The organism is Actinopolymorpha alba DSM 45243, assembly GCF_000373925.1.
GTDB classification, from domain to species: Bacteria; Actinomycetota; Actinomycetes; order Propionibacteriales; family Actinopolymorphaceae; genus Actinopolymorpha; species Actinopolymorpha alba.
Map to the genome: position 1 here is coordinate 14,539 of NZ_KB892789.1, position 20,317 is coordinate 34,855.

Consider the following 20,317-nt stretch of genomic DNA (forward strand, 5'->3'; position numbering starts at 1 on the left):
CTCAGGCGCCCCTCCGGTAGCGCTGACGACCAAGCAGGATGAAGAGAATCACGGCCGTACTGGTGATCGCGGTGACGATCGTGGCGAACGCCGCCATCGGACCGACCGTGCCGTTCTCCCAGATCTCCACGAGCACGAACCCGATGACCGGCGTCTTGGTTCCCGCCAGCAACGTGGACGCCGCGAGTTCCCCCACGATGAGTACGAAGATCAGCGCCCACGCGTTCAGCAGGCCTGGCCGGGCCAGCGGAAGCGTGATGCGGGTGAAGGTTCGCCACTCCCTGCCACCGGAGATGTAGGACGCCTCGGTCAGGTCGCCACCGACCTGCGACAGGGCGTTGGAGGTCGTCGTCGACACCTGCGGCATGAAGATCACGAGGTACGCGAGCAGCAGGATGACGTACGTTCCGTTGAGGTGGAACGGTGGCCCGCTGAACGTCACCACGAACCCCAGCGCGATCACGATGGCGCTGAAGGCCGCCGGTAGCTTCGTCACCGCGTCGAGGATGCTGCCGATCCTCGGACTGATGATGACGCCGAAGGAGGTGCGGCGCCGGGCGATGGCGATGATCGTGGTCACCGCCACCGCTACCAGACCGCCGAGTAGACCGAGGAGAACACTCGTCTCCAGTGCCTTGCTGGCGACCCGGTGCTTGAACAGCATGCGCTCGAAGTGCTGCAGGCCAAGGTGGGAGAAGTCGATCGTCGGCGTCCAGTATGGCTGGAGCGCGACCAGGATCACCGCCAGCAGCGGAAGGACCGTGGTCATCAGCAGATAGCTGATCGTGATCACGCGAAGGACGATCCGCCAGCGACCGAGCCGCATCTTCGCGTTGCCACTGCGCCCGCTGATCATGGCGTGCTGGCCGCGACGCGTCACGGCGTTCTGCAGCAGCCAGGCGGAAAGAACGAACACCAGCAGGATCGTGGTCAGGACAGTCGCGCTGGCGAGGTCCGAAGGAAACTCGAAATGCATCAGGCGCACGATCCGCACCGACAGGATGTCGATGCCGGCGCCCGTTCCGATCACCACCGGAGCCGAATAGAGGGCGAATCCGACCACGACGAGGAGAAAGAACGCCGACACCATCGCCTGCGAGACTGCGGGCAGCGACACCCGCACAATCGTCTTCAGGACGCCGGCGCCGCTCACCCGCGAAGCTTCCTCCAGCGCTGGATCGAGATTGCGGAGTGCACCAGCGATAGGGATGTACGCGAACGGCACCAGCTCGAGTGTGTAGACGAAGATGAGCCCCGGCATGCTGAGAATGTTCAGCTCGAATCCGCCGGGAAGCGCGGCCAGCAGGCCGTTCAGGAAGCCCACCTTCGGCGACGCGAGAAACATCCAGCCAGCGGCCACGGCGATGGGAGGCATGAGCAGCGGCATCAGCGGCATGAACGTGCCCAGCCAACCAAGCCCCGCATCCGTACGCTCGTTGATCCACGCCAGCGATGACGCCACGATCAGCGAGAGCACCGACGAGCAGGCGACCGCGATCACGGTGTCGCGCAGCATCGGCCAGAACCACGGCTGCCGCACCGTCGCCCCGAAGGCATGCAGGTCCAGGCTTCCATCAGGGAAGAGGGCGCTGACCGTCATGCGCAGAACGGGAAACACCAGCAGCACAAGCAGCACCGCCGAAAGGAGCAGCACCCCGGCCCTCAGCAGCAGACCCTGCTCGAGGAACCATCGGCGCCACTGGAAACGCCCGGGCGTACGCCGCTCCGCGTCGGTACTCGCGGTCACGCCACACCCCCGGTCGAGGTGGCCGCGTGCGAAATGCTGCGCTCCTCCGGCAGGAGGTGCACGCATTCGGGAGCGACCGCGATCCAGATCTGGCCGCCCTCTTCGGCGCCGATGTCCTTGAGCGTCCACACCCGCAGGGTCTGCTCGCCGATCCTGACGAGGTACTGGTAATGCGTGGCGGTGTAGCTGATCCGCTCCAGCTCGGCCGGCCAGGCGTTCGGCACCTGCGGACGGTCGAGGCTGACGTCGCACTCCTCCGGACGGAACATCGCATAGAGGGACTGGCCCGGTGAGAGAGGCGTTCCCGCCCACTCCTCGCCCGGGCGCTTCGCGACGATCCTGCCCAGCTCGGTGTCGATAGCCACCGTGTCGCCGGCTGTCGTGTCGCCGGCTGTCGTGTCGTCGGCCGAGTCGCCACCCGCCGGGTTCTCGGCGGCGGTGGCGAGGGTTGCCGGCAGGAGGTTGGCCAGTCCGACAAACTCCGCGACATAACGCGAACGAGGACGCCGGTAGACCTCCCTCGGTGGCGCCAGCTGTTCGATGCGACCGCGGTCGAGCACCGCGATCCGGTCGGCGAGCTCCATCGCCTCCGCCTGGTCGTGCGTCACGTAAAGTGCCGTGAAGCCGATCTCACGCTGCACCTCGATGATCTGTGCGCGCAGCTCCTCGCGTACCTTCGCGTCGACGTTCGAGAGAGGTTCGTCGAAGAGGATGAGTTCCGCCTCGCTGACCAGGGCCCGGGCCAGCGCCACCCGCTGCTGCTGGCCACCCGAGAGTTGTCCGGGGTACTGATTCTCGAGTCCGGCGAGGCCAACGCGTTCGAGGCCCCTGGCTACCGCCTTCGCGACGGCGGCCTTCGGGAGCTTGCGGGCCCTGAGCGGGTAGGCCACGTTGCTGAAGATCGTCATGTGCGGCCAGAGCGCGTACGACTGGAAGATCATGCTGATGGGTCGACGATTCGGCGGAACGAACAATCGGCGTGCCGAAGCGAAAACCTCAACACCCTCGATGGTGATCGACCCTTCGTCCGGCCGCTCCAGGCCCGCAACGCTGCGCAGCAAGGTGGTCTTGCCGCAACCACTTGGTCCGAGCAGGACGAGGAGCTCGCCCCTGGCGATATCCAAGCTGACCTGGTCGATCGGGACGACGTCACCGGCTCCCTGCCTCCGGCGGAACCGCTTCACGAGGTTCCTGATCCGCACATGCGGAGTGGGCGCCGAGCTACCCGACTCCGCGGCCTCCGCCGCGGTAGTCGAATGGGCCATGAGTGTCATCGCTCCCGTTCCTTCGTGGTGCTGTATCTCAGCGTCCGAGCAGTGTGACGATCTGGTTCTGCTCCGCCTTGCTGACGTCCCAGACCGCGGGCGTGTAGTTGCTGGCGAGCGGCTGGCAGTCCGACTTCTCGTCCTTCTTCACCGTCGAATAGACCGGGTCCGCGCAGAGCACCTTGTAGCCCTCCGAGCTGACGAGCCAGTTCACGAAAAGCCGCGCGGCGTTCGGGTTCGGCGCATCCTTCGAAATGGCGACGCTGGTGGTGAGACCCTGAGTGGGGTCGAGGTCGGTGACCATGCCCACAGGTGCGCCGGACTCCTTCAGGTCAGCGATATGCGAGGGGTAGTTGGGTAGGGAATAGTCGTACTTCCCAGTCGCGACCTGCTGGGCTCCTACCGCACCACTGTCGACCCAGAGCGGCTTGAGGTCCGCCAGTGCCTTGAGGTATTCATCGCCGAACCGCTTGCGCATGATCGCGTACCACGACATGTAACCAGGCGAGGACTTCGGGTCGACCAGGATGATCTTGCCCTTGTTCGCGGGGTTGATGACATCCTTCCAACTGGTCGGTGGCTTGCTGACCTTGTCCGAGTTGTAGACCAGCACCACCGACTCGACCGCGACGTTCAACGAGTTCGACGTACGGAAGTCTTTGGGCCAACCAGCCGCGTTCGGGATCTCCTTGTCGGTGAGGTCACCGAACCACTCGGGATGGTCACTGATGAACGACGGCTGCACGGTTGGCATGAACACATCGGCGGCGACGGAACCAGCCTTGGCCTCAGTCGCATACCTGTTGAGAAGCGAGCTACCCGGAGCACGGAAGGGATTCACCGCGATGTCGGGGTATTTTTCCATGAACCCGTCCGCGAGCGCCTGGAGTTGGCCCTCGGCAGCGCTCGCGTAGATCGTCAGCTCGCCTTCCTTGTTGGCGGCTTGGACGAGGGACGCGAGCGGGTCGTTGCTGTTCTCCGTTTTCGTCTCCCCCGAGCTGTTACAGGCGGACGCTGAGACCATCAGCGCGGTCGCGGCCAGTGCCGCGAGAATCGCCCTCTTCCTCATGGTGTGCTTCCCTTTCTTTCATTGAAAGCAGGCTCGGGTACGCCGAGGTCACTCAGATGACCTGAGATTCGCGGAGCGCGGAAATCCGCTCCGCGGAATAACCGAGTTCGGTCAGGATCTGCTCGGTGTCCTGACCGACAGTCGGGACGCCCCGGTTCACTCGCAGGGGCGTTTCCGCATAGTGCAAGGGAGTCGCGACGACCTTGGCTGTTCCGCCGTCCCCACGGGGAACGTCGATGAAGCCGCCGAGCTCGGCCATCTGAATGTCGTCAGCGACCTCGTCCAGGCTGTTGAGGCGAGCGCACGAAACACCCTGCGCCTCGAGTCCGGCGAGACATTCGGTTGTCGTGAGCGCGCCCGTCACCCGCGAGAACTCCTCGACGAGCGCCTTGGTGTTCTCATAGCGAAGCGGCAGGCTCACGAAGCGGGGGTCGTCAGCCAGCTCGGGAACCCCGAGTCCGGCACAGCTCCGGCGCCACATCGAGTCGTTCGCCGCCGAGATCACGAGCCAGCCGTCCTTCGTCCTGAACGCTTGGTTCGGGATCCCCAGCCGGTTCGCCGTACCCAGCGGCTTGGGCACCACGCCCTTGAGCCAGTAGTCGGCGAAGAAGTAGTTGAGCAGGCTGACCTGGCTCTCGAGCATCGAGGTGAAGACCTGCTGGCCCTGGCCGGTGCGCGCACGGTGCATCAGCGCGCCCAGGATGCCGATCACGCCGTAAAGGCCCGCGGAGAAGTCCGAGATCGCCGTGCCGCAACGCACCGGGTCACCATCGGGTTCACCGGTGAAGCTCATGAGCCCGCTGTAACCCTGGATGACCAGATCGTTCGCGGCCTTCTGGGAAAGGGCGCCCTTGTGCCCGAACCCGCTGATCGAGCCGTAGATGACAGAGGGGTTCTCCTTCGCGATCGAGTCGTAGTCGAGGCCCCAGCGCTCCATCAGGCCGATCCGAAAGTTCTGGATGACCACATCAGCGTCGAGCAGGAGATCCTTGGCGACCTGACGACCGTCCTCCTGGTTGAGGTCGAGTGCCAGGCTGCGCTTGTTGCGGTTGAGCGCGAGGAACGCCCCGCTCATCGGCGGTTCATCGGCCGACTGTCCGTACGAACGCGCGGAGTCACCGCCACCGCGCCGCTCGATCTTGATCACCTCGGCTCCCATGTCGCCAAGCGTCTGGGTAGCCAACGGACCAGCGAAGATGTGCGTGAAGTCGACGACCCTGATGCCGCTGAGAATCTGGTTCTGCATACCGCTCTTTCGCCGTTCCTTGCTTCCCGCTGACGGTCAGACAGCGTGGGAGCCGGGTGAGTAACTGAGGATGGCCGTATCCGTGTAGGTCGTCAGAAGCTCGTCGGTGCTGGCCGCACGCACCTCGATCTTCATCTCGAGGTAGACCCGCCCCTTCTTCTCATAGCGATTACTCACGTATCCGCTCGCCGTCAGGCGCGCTCCGACCGGGACCAGCCGGTGCTGCACCACGTGAAACTCGTAGTGGATCCGAGCCGTGGGCCCGGGGCCTCCCGGGCAGTTCTTCTTGATGAGGCGGATCTTGTCGATATGCGCCAGGGTCGGCGGCGCGTAGTGCGTGCCACCCGATCCGACCGGACTGTGGAACTCTTCGGCGAACTCGTCCACACCGTGGCAGTACTCCCGCACCACGAACGAGGACATCTCATACGTGACGGGCTCGAGCACATCGCCGACCTCGAGGTCGCTCACGTACCCGTTCAGACTCATCTTCGAAACTCTCCTTGGGATGCGGTCGACGGAGCGTGCCGTCAGGCGACCGGTACGGAGGCCACACCGACGGTGACCTTCTGCTCGTTGGCGGTCTGACACCAGACCTCGATCGACCACCGCCCGTCCTCGAGGCCGGTCACCCTCCCGTGCGCCTGGATGACGTCGTCCTCGTACACGGGCCGGATGAACTTCGTCCGAAGCTCACCCCCGGCCAGGTAGCGCTCGCCGAACTGCTGGTAGAGCAGGCTGGAGATGTAGTTGGTCGAGAGCATCCCGTCGGCGATGATGCCCGGCAGGCCCTGCTCTTTCGCGTACTCCTCGTCGGTGTGGATGGTCGGCTCCGCGATCACGAACTCGCCATTGGCGAGCGCCGCGGTCTCCAGCGCGTCGCAGTACCACCGCATCCGTTCGCGGGTCATCGCGCGCGGGGTCGACCAGAAGTGCTGTCCGACGGCCGCGTCGTGGTCCGCTCCCATGCCTGCTCGTCTCCTTCGCCGTGGATGTTTCGAAGCGATGAAATTTGATTTCGGATATTTGATACTACGGAGCTCGGGTAGGGAGCAAGCCCTCGGAAGCTGACGGTCGGGCACCAGACCGCTCAGGGCGCGTGGAACGAGCGTGCGGGAGCACGGCGAGGGTCCGGAACCGGCCACTCGAGTCAGGGGCGAGGCACGGTCCTCCGTCACGTCCACCGAAGGGAGTCAGTTGATCGTCTTTGGCTGGCTCCGGTACCAGCCTCGCCGCGGCCGCCCGCCTGCGCATGGCAGGCTCCGGTGCCGTCGAGTGTCCTATCCTTGACGTTTCAGCGTGGGAGCTCGACCATCGTCACGAGGAGTCTCCAGACAGACGCTGGCGGTCCGCATGGTTCTCTGGAGATCGGAAGGAAGCGTGATGGAGCGGGCTGCAGGACGCAACCTCGGGCGCCCCAATCTCAAGCAGGAAGCCGCCAAGTTCATCCGCGACCTCATCCTCTCGGGAGAGGTCCGTCCAGGGGACCGGCTCGATCAGGACCGCATCGCCGCTGAGCTGGGCGTGAGTCGCCTGCCCGTACGCGAGGCACTCATCGCGCTGGAGTCGGAAGGGATGGTCGAGAACATCGCCCGGCGGGGCGCGTTCGTCGCCTCGCTCGAGCCCGAGGACTTCATCGACCACTACCGCATGTACGGCCTGCTCAGCGGCATCGCCGCCAAGCGCGCCGCCCAGGCCGGCTCGCCCGACGTGATCGAGCGCCTCTCAGAGATCGCGACTCAGATGCGCGCCACCACTGACCCCCGCGAGCACGACCGGCTCAACTACTCGTTCCACCAGGCCATCAACAAGGCCGGCTCCTCGCGGCGGCTCACCGCGGTCCTACGGATGCTCTCCAACAACATGCCGTCCCATTTCTACGAGTACAACTCGGAGTGGGAATACCGCAGCCAGGCGCTCAAGGAGCACGACGAGATCCTCGACGCCATCAAACGCGGCGACGGTGACTCTGCCGCGGCGGCCGTTGCCAAGCACTTCAACAACACCGGGGAGCAGACGGTTCGGATGCTCAGGTCGGTGGGATTCTGGGGCGACCAATCGGAGCGCCCAGCTAGGTAGCCCGATTCCCGGCGGCCACTTTCCCTCTCCGCCGGTTGAGGTCTCAGTACGAGCGAGCACCAACCAGTTCGGTGGGCAACGGCCGCGCGTGCAGGACGGTGAGTGCGGACACGGCGCGGGTGAGTACGACGTACAGCCGGTTCAGCCCGCGGGGTTCGGCGTCAACGATCCGGGCGGGCTCAACCGCAACGACGCCGTCGAACTCCAGACCCTTCGCGAGCGAGGCGGGCACGCACACGAGCCGGAAGTGTTCCAGGGAGTTCTCGGTGCGGCCGAGCATGCCGGGGACCAACCCGATTCTGTCCAGGCGAGATCTGATCGGCTCGGCAGCGAGCTTGTCGAAGACTCGCTCGATCTCCGCGTCGGCGGCGATGATGCCGATCGAACCCACGTGCCCGCCCTGCTCGTCGATCCGCAAGCAGGCTTGGAGAATGTCCTCGGCGGCCACCTCGTGCCCGTCGATGGCCGTGACCTCCAGAGCGCCCTCGGCACGCCGCAGGCTCACGGGTTCGGCCAGGTCTGGTTGCAGGACAGGCAGCAGCCTGGCGGCGTACTCGATGATCGCGGCCGGGACCCGAAATCCGCGGGTCAGTTCCACAAGCTCGGCGGACTCGCTCGCCCCCAGTTGATCCAGCACGGCCTGCCATGAGGTCGAGGCGTACGGCGTGGTGGCCTGGGCCAGGTCGCCCAACACGGTCGCCGTACGACAGCGTCGGCCGAGCGCACGGAGCTGCATCGCCGACAGGTCCTGCGCCTCGTCGACAACCAGATGGCCGCGACGGGGCGCACGCTCGAGCAGGTCCTGAACCTCGTCGAGGAGGACCAGGTCTGCTTCAGACCAGCGGGCAGACTTCACCGACCGGTACGGCTTCGGCCAGAGCAGAGCTTTCTGTTCCTCGGGCGTGAGCTCGTCGCCGGCGGTTTCGGCGAGGAAGTCGGCATCGGACAGCAGCCGGTACAGCACCTGTTCCGGGGTACGCCGCGGCCACACCCGGTCGAGGATCCGTTTGACCGGAGCCGACCGGGCAACCGCGTTCTGGGTCCGATCGTCCGGGGTTCCACCTCGCTGCTCCATCCGAATCAGCACGGCGTGAGCGAGCCGCTGCGCGAGCGTGGCGCGACCGGCGGCATATCGCGTGGCCGTCTCGAGTACGCCCGCGACGATCTCGCGCACCTCATAATCTGGCACCCGGAAGCGACTCGCTCCCTTGCTGTAGACCAACGCCTCCAGGTCATCGCTGACCCGGGCACCGGACCACAGCGCGCGCCGCAGAACCTCCGCCATCCGCGCGTCGCCTTTCACGGTGACTGTCGTCGTCGGCTCCTCATCGGCGGCCATCGCGTGGTCGGGGAAGTAGCGTCGGATCAGATCCGGGAACGTGAGCTGTCGGACGAAGACCTCGCCGAGCGCCGGAAGCACATGGCGGATGTACTGCAGGAACGAGCGGTTCGGACCGATGATCGCGATCCCGCCATCCCGGGCCAGCCGGGTCCGTTCGACGTACAGCAAGTAGGCGACCCGGTGCAGGCCGACGGCGGTCTTGCCGGTGCCGGGCGCTCCCTGCACGCAGATCGTGGTGTCCAGCGGCGCCCGGACCAGAACGTCCTGATCAGGCTGGATCGTCGCGACGATGTCCCGCATCGGCCCGGATCGTGGCCGCTCGATCTCGGCGGTGACCAGGCTCGAGAAACCCTCCGCGGCATCCGGCACACCGCTCACCGGCTCGTCCTCGTAGGCCGTTACGTCGACGTACCCGCTCGGGCCGGGCTCGTGGGAGAAGCCGTGCCGGCGGCGCACCAACACACGTTGGGGGTCGGCAGGTCCGGCCCGATAGAACGGTACGGAGACCGGTGCCCGCCAGTCGATCACCAACGGCGTGCCATCGGGCTCCCGGATGTGCCGGCGACCGATGTAGATCCGGTCGACCTCGCCACCGGGCCCGGACCCACGTTCGACGCGGTCGAACACCGCGCCCGGCTCGCAGTCCAAGCGCCCGAAGAACAGCGGGATCTTCGGCTGGTCCAGCAGTACTTCGGCGCGATGCTCTCGCGACCATTGATAGAACTTGTTGTCCCAGTAGCTGTCTGTTCCGGAATTGACGATGGCCGGCGTTTCGGTCTCGATGACCTCCGCGTGCATCTGCTTCAGAGCAGCGTGAGCGGCTTCGAGGTGGGCGCGTTCGGCAGCCACTTCTGGGTCCGCGCCGGTATCGATCGGGGCCTCGTCGGGCGGATCCGCGGCGGTGTTGGATTGAGCAGAGGGCATGACGGGGCCTCCACAAGGGTTGTCAGGCACTCGTCAGCAGTGGGCGCGGGCCCTCGCTCCAGGGCCGCCTTCGACGTCAGGCAGCGCAACCGGCTCGATTCGGTCCCTACTCTCCGGCACTACTGTCGTACGACGAGCCACCGGACATTACCAGCGCGAGCGGTGGCGCGAAACCGATTTCGTATGACGTACTAGTCGGTGGGGTCACTTCACGGCGGCAGCCCGCGCGGCCGCGTCCAGCGCGGCAAGCCCGGGGATCCCGTCCAGCAGACCGGTCACTGTGCGTTCGGCGGACTGACGGTGCTGCGGATCGGTATTGGGATCCAAGGCAAGCTGGAGCTGACCGTGGAGGACGTTGAGCCATACCGCGAGGCCGGTGGCGAACCCGCTGGCATCGCCGGGCCAAGGGCGGCCGCCGGCTCGGTGGTAGCGCGCGGAGATGGCCACAATGGCGTCCTCGCAACCAACGTGGTGCAGCAGCAGGGTGCCAAGTTCACGCCAGGGTTCTTGCGGCCCGCAGGTATCCCAATCAAGCAGGTAGCGACTACCGTCCTCGGCGAGGAGGGTGTTGGTGGCCTTGAGATCGCGATGACAGGTGACCACCGCACCGACGGGCGTGCCGTTGACCAGCTGGGTGAGCTGCTCGAACTCTGGTGCTCGTTCAGCGAGACTCCGGGACCACTTGGCTCGGGCATGGCTGGCCGCCTCCGCAGCCTGTGTCCAGCTGCCCTCTACCCGGATGAAGAAGGACAGCACCTCGGCGTCCGAGTCGCACGGAAACGTCAGGTGGTGGACTGTAGCTGCCTGCTGTGCCAGCCACAGTGATGCTGGCAGGTCTGTACGCCCCGGCACGGTTCCCTCAACCCAGCGCTGTACCAGCCACGATCGAGCTGATTCGGGATGGGTAAACAGCGGCATCCCGTCAGTGGTCAGAAGAGTCTCGGGGTTGGGAACCCCGGCCGCCCGGCAGGCGGAAGCGAACGTGATCTGCCATTGAAGATCACTGACCTTCGGGCGCTGCCAGACAAACTCCTTGGCCGCGAACACCCCGGACGCCGTCGTGAGGCTGAAAATCTCGCCGGCGGCTCCCCGGGCAGCAGGAGCCCAGCGGATCACCTCACCTAGGCCATACGCTTCGGCAAGAAGCTTTGGAGTGGCATCCTCGGTCAACTCGGACATGCACAAAGCAGAACCTCACGCCGGCCGAGTTGCCAACCGATTTCCACGCTGACCACCGCCCGTCGTTAACCCCGTTAACCGGTCAGGTCCCGCAAGCGTGAATACCGCCCAGAACCAGCGTCAGCGGCCTATTGATCATCAACCAGTCAGGCCGCACGTTCCGCGCGAACCGACGCCAGAATCTTGATTGATTCCAGAAAACAGGGCAGACTGTTGAGGGTGCCATCGACTTCGGACTTCGAGCGCATGCTGCGCGGGGTCGCCCTGCGTGTGACGCGTCCTCGGGTAGCCGTGCTGTCCGCGGTGCACAACCATCCGCACGCCGACACGGACTCGATCATCGGCGTCGTACGTAACGATCTCGGTGAGGTCTCCCATCAGGCCGTCTACGACGTGCTGCGCGCGCTGACGACCGCGGGTCTTCTGCGGCGCATCCAGCCGCTGGGTTCCGTGGCCCGCTACGAGGCGCGCGTCCGGGACAACCACCACCACATCGTGTGCCGGTCGTGCGGTGTCATCGCCGATGTCGATTGCGCCGTTGGCACCGCACCCTGCCTGACCGCATCCGTCGACCACGGCTTCGTGATCGACGAGGCCGAGGTCATCTACTGGGGCCTGTGCCCCGACTGCTCCACACCGCAACCAGTTCCTGAGTACATGCTCTGATCCCGGAGGGATTCCCGTGTCTGACCCTGACGCCGTTGTTGGCGAGATGAACGACGAGAGCGCGGGTGGATGCCCGGTCGCGGCTGGGCGCTTCAAGCACCCGACCGAGGGCGGAAGCAACCGCGACTGGTGGCCGAACCAACTCAACCTGAAGATCCTCCGCAAGCACCCCGCCGTGGCCAACCCCATGGGCGAGGACTTCGACTACGCCGCGGAGTTCAACACCCTCGACCTCGACGCCCTGGCGAGGGACGTCGACGAGGTCCTCACGACGTCCCAGGAGTGGTGGCCCGCCGACTTCGGCCACTACGGAGGGCTCATGATCCGGATGGCGTGGCACAGCGCCGGTACGTACCGCATCGACGACGGCCGCGGGGGCGCCGGCGCCGGCATGCAGCGGTTCGCTCCGCTCAACAGCTGGCCCGACAACGGCAACCTCGACAAGGCGCGCCGGCTGCTCTGGCCGGTGAAGAAGAAGTACGGCCGCAAGGTCTCGTGGGCCGACCTGATGATCTTCGCCGGCAACCGCGCCCTGGAGACGATGGGCTTCAAGACCTTCGGCTTCGCCGGTGGCCGGGCGGACGTCTGGGAGCCCGACGAGGACGTTTACTGGGGTCCCGAGCGCACCTGGCTCGGCGACGAGCGCTACAGCGGTGACCGGGAGCTCGAGAACCCCCTGGCCGCGGTCCAGATGGGACTCATCTACGTCAACCCCGAGGGACCGAACGGCAACCCGGACCCGCTCGCCGCGGCCCGCGACATCCGCGAGACATTCCGGCGGATGGCGATGAACGACGAGGAGACCGTCGCACTGATCGCGGGCGGGCACACGTTCGGCAAGACCCACGGTGCGGCCGACCCGGACCGGTACGTCGGCGCCGAGCCCGAGGGTGCTCCACTCGAGGAGCAAGGGCTCGGCTGGAAGAACACCTTCGGCAGCGGCAAGGGCCGGGACGCGATCACCAGCGGCCTCGAGGTCACCTGGACTGCCACACCGACGAAGTGGAGCAACCGCTTCTTCGAGAACCTGTTCGGCCACGAGTGGGAGCTGACCAAGAGCCCCGCGGGGGCCAACCAGTGGGTCGCCAAGGACGGTGCCGGCGCGAACACCATCCCGGACCCGGAGGACGGTTCGCTCTCGCGTCCCCCGACGATGCTGACGACCGACCTCGCGCTCCGGTTCGACCCGGTCTATGAGCAGATCTCGCGACGCTTCTACGAGAACCCGGACGAGTTCGCCGACGCTTTCGCCCGGGCGTGGTTCAAGCTGACGCACCGCGACATGGGCCCGATCCAGCGCTACCTCGGACCGCTGGTCCCGCAGGAAACGCTGATCTGGCAGGACCCCGTGCCCGCGGTCGACCACGAGTTGGTCGGGGCTGAGGACATCACCGCCCTCAAGGGCAAGATCCTCGACTCGGGGCTGTCCGTCTCCCAGCTCGTCTCCACCGCGTGGGCGTCGGCCTCGACGTTCCGCGGCAGCGACAAGCGCGGCGGGGCGAACGGCGCGCGCATCCGCCTCGAGCCGCAGCGGGAGTGGGAGGTCAACGACCCCGACACGCTGGCGCAGGTGCTGCGCACCCTCGAGGGGATCCAGGAGTCCTTCAACAGCTCCCAGACCGGAGGCAAGAAGGTCTCGCTGGCCGACCTCATCGTGCTCGGCGGGTGCGCCGCCGTCGAGCAGGCCGCCAAGAACGCCGGCCACGACGTCGCGGTCCCCTTCGCCCCGGGACGCACGGACGCGTCGCAGGAGCAGACCGACGCGGAGTCCTTCGCCCCGCTCGAGCCGGCCGCCGACGGGTTCCGCAACTACCGCGGGAAGAGCAGCCGGCTGCCGACCGAGTACCACCTGGTCGACCGCGCGAACCTGCTGAACCTCAGCGCTCCCGAGCTGACCGTCCTCGTGGGCGGCCTGCGGGTGCTGGGCGCGAACTTCCAGCAGTCCCCGCTGGGCGTCTTCACCTCGACGCCCGAGTCGCTGACCAACGACTTCTTCGTGAACCTGCTCGACATGGACACGGAGTGGAAGGCGACGTCCGAGGTCGCGGAGACGTTCGAGGGCCGCGACCGCGCCACAGGCGAGGTGAAGTGGACCGGTAGCCGCATCGACCTCGTCTTCGGCTCGAACTCCGAGTTGCGTGCACTCGCGGAGGTCTACGCGAGCGACGACTCGCAGGCTAAGTTCGTGCGCGACTTCGTGGCCGCGTGGGACAAGGTCATGAACCTCGACCGGTTCGACCTCGCCTGATCCCCACGTCCGGGTCGGCCGCTCGCCGGCCGACCCGGACATCCGCAGCCCGTTCCGGACATCCGCAGCCCGTTCCGGACCATGATCGGCTCTGATCTTGTGGCGGGCACCGGGTGATGTCAGCATCGGCGGGTGTCCGTGCGGCGGGGTACTGAGCGGGAGTTGGCGAAGTTCCGCGACTGGCTGAACGATCCAGACGCGCAGGTGCGGTTGAATGCCGCAGTCCGGCTGGCGTACCTGGATTGTGCTGACGGGCTGGCCGAACTCGTGGCGGGGCTGGCGCATTCTGAGGGCGCGATCAGGCTGGTACAGGTGCCCGAAGCTCTTGCCCTGCTAGGCGATCGCGGGTTGGTTCATGCGCGTGAGCTGGTACGACGACCCGGAGTCGCGCGGCTCCCAGCGGCGCGCACGCTGACCCACGTCGGTGAGGTCGACGGAGTCGTCGAGGCGATCGTCGCCACGCTTGGCGACCCGAATGAGACGTCCCGCCGTGAGGCCGCGTCTTTGGCAGGTGAGCTTGGACCGGCCGCAGCCGGCGTGTTCGACGTCCTCGCGCCCATCGTCAGCAGTGGCGGCGACCAGCTGGACACGGCGCTCCCGGCGTTGGCGTCAATCGGCGGTAAGCGGGCGATTCCGCTGCTCTTGCAGGCGATCGAGAACGGTCCGGCCGGGGTGAGGGTCGCGGCTCTTCATGGGCTGGCGGGGCTCGGGTTGGGCGCCGCGGAAGTCTACGGCCAGGTGGCGGCGGTCCTGGACGACGCGTCCCTGTCCCTGCGCGAACGTTTGGCGGCCGCGCAGGCGTTGACCCGGATCGGGCCGTCCGGGGACGCGGTCGCCGCGCGCATCATCACGGCGTTGCCGCGATCCGATCGGTGGCTCCGGATCGGTCTGCTGCGCACGCTCGCGCAGATCGCCCCCGGTTACCCCAGGCGTCCCGAGGTCAGCCAGGTCTGGCCGTTGTGGGAGTCGAAGTTCGTCCACTCCGCTCCGCCGCAGCTGATCTCGCGCTCGCGGGATGGCGTGCTGTCCGCCCTGGTGGAGCACCTTGACCACGACGACCATGACGTACGACGGAACGCCGCGCTGGCTGTCGCGTTCTTCGGCCGCGCCGGTCGGGCCGCAATCGACCAGGTGACGAAGGCGCCAAGGCTGTCTGAACCCCTGCGCCATGACGTGCTTCGTCGGCTTGGGCCGCGTACGTCAACCGTCGCGGGCTCGGAACGTCGTCCTGGGCCGTTCGACCATCTCGACCAGGGCGCGTGGCCGTGGGACCTGCACGTGACCCAACCAACCGTCGACCTCGACCGCATCTCGGCAGACTGTGAACGACAGTGGGCACAGGCGTCCGGTGGTGACCTGAACTACCGGATCGACGTGCCCAAATGGGAGTTCCTGCACTACCTGGTCGAGCGGCACGGCGTGCTGCTGCACGGTTCACCAACGCCGGGCGTCGGCATCCTGACACCACGCAGCCGGAGCTGGGGCGGCGGCCGGACCTCTGGTCAGCCGGGGATCTTCGCGGTGGACCACGCCTTGATGGCGATGTACTTCGGCATCATGGAACGGGACAAGGTCTCCTACCTGAGCAACGGGATCTGGACTGGCAGTCGTCCGGACGGGGCGGCCGTGCGATGCTTCCGGTTGGCCGCGGAGTTCGCCGGCCTCGCCAGTCGACCGTTCGCCAACGCGACGATTTACATCCTCCCGGCAAAGACCTTCACCATGATGGGCGAGCTGACCAGCCTTGTTCCAGTGCAGCCACTCGCCAGGCTCACGATCTCGCCGTCGGACTACCCCTTGCTCGAATATGTATGGGGCAGTGATGTCGGCCCGCTCTCGACCCAGTTCGGAGAGCGGTTTGCCTTTCTGCAAGACGTCGGCATCTGGCCGGCGAAACGTTCCGCTCAGTCCGCCCACAAGTGAAAGCGCAGCATCTAGCATCAAGCCCTTTTGTGCGCATCAGATCCGGAGGGACTTGCTAGCGGGGGGACGCCGGTTCGCCCGGCGCTGATTCCGGCCCGGATTGGCGAAGGGCGTCCTCCACCCGCATCCTGACCTGCCCGAAATGTCATCGGTACACACCCAGATCCATTTGCTATCTTTCATGCCCGCCTCCCGGACGGGCTCAGCGCAGGTAGGGCACGTTGGCGGATTCGCCAGCTCATCGGCGCCTTCCTGGGCGAGCAGCATCGAAGCCAGCTTGGTGCTTTCGAGTAGCACCATCACATCGTGCGTTCCGCGATCACCTTGGTGAGAAAGAATGTTCATGCTCCCAATGAATGTAACTCGGCGGTCGATGATGATCAGTTTCTGGTGTTCCCGATCTACAAAGATCACGTTGTCGATCGCTGCGCATAGATTCGATACGAAGGGACGCATGGCCGTGGCAACCTTTCGGGCCGGCCGTACAACGACGCGGACGTCAACCTGTCGATCCTTCGCATCAACCAACGAACCGAGTAGACGGTTGACATTCCGGCCGACCCAGGGACTCCATATCCACAAAGTATGCTGCGCCTCCGCGATTTCGCGGAGCAACGCCTCTGGCAGATCATCTTCGTCGTACACGTCGACGAGCTTGACGTACGATCGCAGCGAGTCCCAGAGCTCCGTGGCCACAGTGTCGGTGACAGGTGGAAGCTCAGCCCTTAGCAAGTCGGCGGCTCGTACAACGTGGACGTCGCCCGCCTCGATTCTCCGGCTGACGGCTTGTAGCGGGCCGGTGCGCGCCCTTCGGACGGCGGCGAGGTTGGCGATGAGGTATACCCGTCGGCGCGCGCGGGTTAACCCGACAGTAAAGACGCGCAATCCTTTGAAAGCGAATAAATTTCGCCTGTCATACGCGGCCTTGAAGATCCAATTCGTTCCATCTTCGACGAGGTCGAATATGACGATGTCGAACTCGCGACCCTGGAATTTGTGTGACGTCCCTACCTCTATGCGTTGACTCGAACCGGACTCGGAGAGGAGATTTGCAACCATCTCTCTCTGGGCTCGGTAGGGCGTGACTACGCCGACTGTATCGTTCTCGTGAGAGACGTGCCGTTCAGCTAGCGCCCGAGCCACCATGGCCCCAATTGGCCACCACCAGCTTCCCTCCTGTCCCTTCATCGGAGTGGCTAGTTCCGTGCTCAGGCCGTCCACATCGATGAGTACGATTTCTGGCCCGGCAGGTTTGGTTTGTACTCCCGGATCGCGCTCCAGGAGACCGCCGTAGGCGACATCGTTGACCAGGGCCGTGACGGCCTCGCCGAATCGCCGTTGGGCGCGTAGCACTACGCAGCCTTGACTGCGCTCGGCGGAATCGGGGTCGGTGATGCCGATCAAGTGGAAGCAGTCTGTCCCGTACCAACGCCGCGGGTGCGCCCTGTCATTTTCGAATGGATCGATCGGGCCGTTCTGAAGGAAGTCGCCGAGCAACGTGATGCCGCTCCTGCCACGGCTCATCGCGTACACGGCTTCGGGAGGACTCGCGGCAGCTGCCTCATCGATGAAGACATGGTCATAGGTGCGTTCGTAGATCGCCGGCTTACGGCGAAGCATCGCCAAGGTCGTCGCCACGACACGCGCCTTCGCGATGAGCTCGTCCTCAGCAGTTCTCTTCTGCACCTCCTGTGTCCGTAGTAGGTCCTCGTGCTTGGCCTCTAGCTTTTCGATCCTCGTGAAGAGCGGAGCCGCATCCGTTTGGAGCGCTGGTAGGCGCTCGCGCTCGCGGTCGTACGCTGCCTGCTCGGCACGCTCCAAGAGGTCATAGTCCGCCGGTGTCGCTGCCTGCCCGGCCTCGAGCCTTGCCAGCTGTGCATCCTTGTCACGAAGCTCCATCTCCAACGCATTGATGCAGACTGAACGTGACTGGCCTAGCGTCTGGGCCCGTTCCATCTCGACTCTCCGCGTCTCCACGTCCGCTCGTGTCCATGGGATGGCCGAGCGGAGGTGTGCGTCGATGCGAGGCTGCAGTCGTTCAGTCATGCGCCGAAGGATCGCTTCAGCATCGAGGCACCGTGCTTCTGCGGTCGTCAGCTGGTCTTGCGACTGCTCAAGCTTTCGTACCAGCTGTCGCTGGATGGGGCGGCTCCTCAGCCGTCCGACCATGCCTTGCGACTGAATGCTCTCAAGAGCGCGGTGTACGTCATCGACGTCTTCTCGCAGGCTAACGACCTTTCCTAGCGCGCGGTCGCGTGTGTCGATGAAGCCGTTCAGCTCGGCATTGAGGCTGTCAGCCTGGTCGAGGAAGACTCGCGCGGCAGATGTTTCGTTGTAGCGCTCGCACGCTTTCGCCGAAGCTTGGCGGTCGACTGCCAAACCGTCGCATTCCCGTTCCAAACGCTGGCTGGTGCGGTCCATCTCAGAGCGGAGGTTCCGCACCTCGTTGGCCTTTGCCACACGTTCCCTTGCTGTCGCCAACCCTCCTTCCTCGAAGGGACGAATGATGCGCTCACACTCTTCCAGCCTGACTATCCGGTCATCCGTGCGAAGATCTGCGATCTTGTCCTGAATCTCTTGGCGTTCGAACTCAAGGCCCGCCAGCCGTTCTCGAATCAGTGCAGAAACAGACATGCGAGGGTCCTGGGCAACAGCAGCTATGTGCGGCGTGCCGACGCGCACCACCTCGCCAAGCTGCGGGCCAATTCTGCGCACAGCGCGCTCGACAGCGTTATCGACGGCAGCGTTCGTGCCCGAGACTAGGAGTACGCTCTTGCCCTCACCAATCAGCGTCTCGAGCGCGTGAGCGATGACCTGCGTCTTTCCCGTACCGGGAGGGCCCCAGACTGCATGCAGGCCCTCGGCGACGCAAGCCTTCCAGGCCTGCTGCTGACTCGGGTCGAGGTGCTCGGGCGCGCCGCGCAGGTCCGGAACTGAGTCGAGTTTCCCAGCATGGAATCGCTCCAGCAGGGGCGTCGTGTCCGTGGCGACTAGCCGTTCAAGAAGCGACTTCGTAAGCGCCGCTGGGCCGCTGGATGAGACCCAGAGGTAGAGGCCATCATCGGGCGCGCTTTCCGAGACATGCAAGTAGAGCAGATTGCCGTCCTGCTCGCTCTCGATCAGCCTGTAGGCATGGCGGTCTGTCCCTTCCTCTGGCGCAAGCCGAGCATCGTCGAGCCGTTCGTCGAAGTCTCGCTCATTCGTCGAGAGGACATACCATCCGTCCCCCCTCTCGTACGCGCGAGTGACGCGCCGTTCCATCCTCAGCCGCGGCGACGACGCCCTTTGCTCTCCGCCCTCCTTCTCTAGGAGAGCGGAGACCTCTTCGACAATCTCCTGGAGCCACGCAGGCCTACTAGACGATCGCACCTTTACCCCCCGGCCCAAAAGGTGTCCGATCACGATCCGCCCAGCCACGACAGAGCGCTCACTCAACGTGTTCGTGTGGAGTCATTCTGACACCCCTATGAGCCCGATCTGGTCATTTTCACCAAGGTTGACCAGACTGGACCATCGGCGGGATCCCCGAAGCTGGCTGGGGCGACCTTCTACTAACCAATCGGACCTTTGAGCTGGGGGCGCTTGGACCGAGCCGGCACGTCTCGGGAACGCCGGGGGTTCAAGCACCGAGGACGCCCGAAGACCCGGGCTGCGCCGATCCACCCGCAGCTCGCGGCGCTCCTGCGAAGGCACCTCGATGCAGACGGCGCCAATCGCGACGAGCGGATCTTCGCAGGAAGGTGCGGCGGCGCATCTCAGGAGACGACCTACCTCGCGGTCTGGGGCGAGGCCCGGACGAAGGCTTCAGCGCCGCCGAGTACGTCTCGCCGCTGGCTGCGCGACCGTAGGATCTCCGGCATGCCTGTGCCACCACATGGCGCAACGCCCGCGTGGCGCGAACCAGCGTCGCCCAACGGCTCGGCCACAGCGTCGACGTCCTCCGACGCGTCTACGCCAAGTGCATCGACGGCCACGACGTCGCCGACCGCCGACGCGTCGCCAGATTCAGAGTCGGACCGGGCTGGCGACGCCCGTAACGCCCGGCGCGTGCAGTACTCGTCGTGATACCCAAGACTGCGACGTCAAGCCGCGCAAGGTGAGGCCAAGGATGTCACCGCCGAAGGGTGCGCAGGGGGCGTCGGTCGAATCGGCAGTTGGGCCGCCTCCTGGTCGCTGCTAGGAACCTAACGTCGCGGCCTCAAGCGCCGAGGACGCCAGTCCACCCGCGCCGTGCCCATCCATCCGCAACTCGCGGTGCTCCTACGAAGCCATCTGGATGCGTTCGGTGTCCACCGCGATGGTCGGGTCTTCGCTGGCAAGTACGGCGGCACATTTCACGAGAACGCCTACCTCGCCGTCTGGGACAAGGCCCGGAAGAGGGCTCTCAGCACCACCGAATACGTATCCCCGCTGGCCGGGCGACCCTACGACCTCCGGCACGCCTGTGCCTCGACTTGGCTCAACGCTGGCGTTGCGCCAACCCAGGTCGCTCGGCGGCTCGGCCACAGTGTCGAAGTGCTCCTGAGGGTCTACGCCAAGTGCATCTACGGACAAGAGGATGCCGACCGCTGACGAATCGAGAGCTTCATGAGGCCTGGCGTCGAGGAATGATCCAGCGCTTTTCGAGGC

The 20,317-nt window shown here is 65.6% G+C and carries 14 protein-coding genes; 5 read left to right on the forward strand and 9 right to left on the reverse strand.

Annotated features, from left to right (window positions below; genetic code table 11):
* Window position 1: 1 nt before the first annotated feature.
* Genes B141_RS43510 through B141_RS0129800 form a run of 6 tightly spaced genes read right to left on the reverse strand, consistent with a single transcriptional unit; the run spans window position 2 to window position 6,295 of the window.
* Entirely contained in the window at window positions 2-1,747 is a 1,746-nt protein-coding gene (locus B141_RS43510) for an ABC transporter permease (protein WP_020578850.1), read from the reverse strand.
* Window positions 1,744-3,021, reverse strand: a complete 1,278-nt coding sequence (locus B141_RS43515) for an ABC transporter ATP-binding protein (RefSeq protein ID WP_020578851.1) — start codon at window positions 3,019-3,021, stop codon at window positions 1,744-1,746. Before B141_RS43515 ends, B141_RS43510 begins: the two co-directional genes overlap by 4 nt.
* A 28-nt stretch (window positions 3,022-3,049) precedes the next feature.
* Window positions 3,050-4,081, reverse strand: a complete 1,032-nt coding sequence (locus B141_RS0129785) for an extracellular solute-binding protein (RefSeq protein ID WP_020578852.1) — start codon at window positions 4,079-4,081, stop codon at window positions 3,050-3,052.
* Between the two features lie 52 nt (window positions 4,082-4,133).
* On the reverse strand, window positions 4,134-5,327 hold the full coding sequence (locus B141_RS0129790; protein ID WP_020578853.1) for a CaiB/BaiF CoA transferase family protein: 1,194 nt from the start codon (window positions 5,325-5,327) through the stop codon (window positions 4,134-4,136).
* Window positions 5,328-5,363: 36 nt separating this feature from the next.
* Complete coding sequence (locus B141_RS0129795; protein ID WP_020578854.1) at window positions 5,364-5,816, reverse strand: hypothetical protein; 453 nt, start codon at window positions 5,814-5,816, stop codon at window positions 5,364-5,366.
* Window positions 5,817-5,857: 41 nt separating this feature from the next.
* A complete protein-coding gene (locus B141_RS0129800; protein WP_020578855.1) occupies window positions 5,858-6,295 on the reverse strand; it encodes a MaoC family dehydratase in 438 nt (145 codons plus the stop codon).
* A gap of 415 nt (window positions 6,296-6,710) precedes the next feature.
* Between B141_RS0129800 and B141_RS0129805 the strand changes: the two genes are divergently transcribed.
* Window positions 6,711-7,406, forward strand: a complete 696-nt coding sequence (locus B141_RS0129805) for a GntR family transcriptional regulator (protein WP_020578856.1) — start codon at window positions 6,711-6,713, stop codon at window positions 7,404-7,406.
* A 43-nt stretch (window positions 7,407-7,449) separates the two neighbouring features.
* Here B141_RS0129805 and B141_RS0129810 read toward each other — a convergent pair whose 3' ends face one another.
* The gene (locus B141_RS0129810; protein ID WP_020578857.1) at window positions 7,450-9,672 is read right to left on the reverse strand and encodes a HelD family protein; all 2,223 of its coding nucleotides are present in this window, start codon (window positions 9,670-9,672) and stop codon (window positions 7,450-7,452) included.
* Between the two features lie 204 nt (window positions 9,673-9,876).
* A complete protein-coding gene (locus tag B141_RS0129815) occupies window positions 9,877-10,851 on the reverse strand; it encodes a phosphotransferase (protein WP_020578858.1) in 975 nt (324 codons plus the stop codon).
* Window positions 10,852-11,097: 246 nt separating this feature from the next.
* Here B141_RS0129815 and B141_RS0129820 point away from each other — a divergent pair, with 246 nt between their 5' ends.
* From B141_RS0129820 to B141_RS0129830, 3 genes are all read left to right on the forward strand, one after another.
* Window positions 11,098-11,517 (forward strand): Fur family transcriptional regulator, encoded by a 420-nt coding sequence (locus B141_RS0129820; RefSeq protein WP_020578859.1) that lies wholly within the window; start codon window positions 11,098-11,100, stop codon window positions 11,515-11,517.
* Between the two features lie 46 nt (window positions 11,518-11,563).
* Window positions 11,564-13,765, forward strand: coding sequence for a catalase/peroxidase HPI (gene katG / locus B141_RS0129825; protein ID WP_169512984.1), 2,202 nt, complete (start codon window positions 11,564-11,566; stop codon window positions 13,763-13,765).
* A 132-nt stretch (window positions 13,766-13,897) separates the two neighbouring features.
* Window positions 13,898-15,688, forward strand: coding sequence for a HEAT repeat domain-containing protein (locus tag B141_RS0129830; protein ID WP_026257675.1), 1,791 nt, complete (start codon window positions 13,898-13,900; stop codon window positions 15,686-15,688).
* Between the two features lie 36 nt (window positions 15,689-15,724).
* Here the strand turns inward: B141_RS0129830 and B141_RS43520 are convergent, their stop codons facing one another.
* A complete protein-coding gene (locus tag B141_RS43520) occupies window positions 15,725-19,057 on the reverse strand; it encodes an AAA domain-containing protein (protein WP_157181395.1) in 3,333 nt (1,110 codons plus the stop codon).
* Window positions 19,058-19,918: 861 nt separating this feature from the next.
* On the opposite strand from B141_RS43520, the gene B141_RS0129840 reads away from it, so the two are divergent.
* Window positions 19,919-20,260, forward strand: coding sequence for a site-specific integrase (locus B141_RS0129840; protein WP_020578863.1), 342 nt, complete (start codon window positions 19,919-19,921; stop codon window positions 20,258-20,260).
* Window positions 20,261-20,317: the final 57 nt, after the last annotated feature.

Coding starts and splice junctions, on each gene's coding strand:
- B141_RS0129800 (WP_020578855.1), bottom strand. CDS start 6,295: ATGGGAGCGGACCACGACGCGGCCGTCGGACAGCACTTCTGGTCGACC.
- B141_RS0129785 (WP_020578852.1), bottom strand. CDS start 4,081: ATGAGGAAGAGGGCGATTCTCGCGGCACTGGCCGCGACCGCGCTGATG.
- B141_RS43515 (WP_020578851.1), bottom strand. CDS start 3,021: ATGACACTCATGGCCCATTCGACTACCGCGGCGGAGGCCGCGGAGTCG.
- B141_RS0129805 (WP_020578856.1), top strand. CDS start 6,711: ATGGAGCGGGCTGCAGGACGCAACCTCGGGCGCCCCAATCTCAAGCAG.
- B141_RS0129795 (WP_020578854.1), bottom strand. CDS start 5,816: ATGAGTCTGAACGGGTACGTGAGCGACCTCGAGGTCGGCGATGTGCTC.
- katG (WP_169512984.1), top strand. CDS start 11,564: ATGAACGACGAGAGCGCGGGTGGATGCCCGGTCGCGGCTGGGCGCTTC.
- B141_RS0129810 (WP_020578857.1), bottom strand. CDS start 9,672: ATGCCCTCTGCTCAATCCAACACCGCCGCGGATCCGCCCGACGAGGCC.
- B141_RS0129815 (WP_020578858.1), bottom strand. CDS start 10,851: ATGTCCGAGTTGACCGAGGATGCCACTCCAAAGCTTCTTGCCGAAGCG.
- B141_RS0129790 (WP_020578853.1), bottom strand. CDS start 5,327: ATGCAGAACCAGATTCTCAGCGGCATCAGGGTCGTCGACTTCACGCAC.
- B141_RS0129820 (WP_020578859.1), top strand. CDS start 11,098: ATGCTGCGCGGGGTCGCCCTGCGTGTGACGCGTCCTCGGGTAGCCGTG.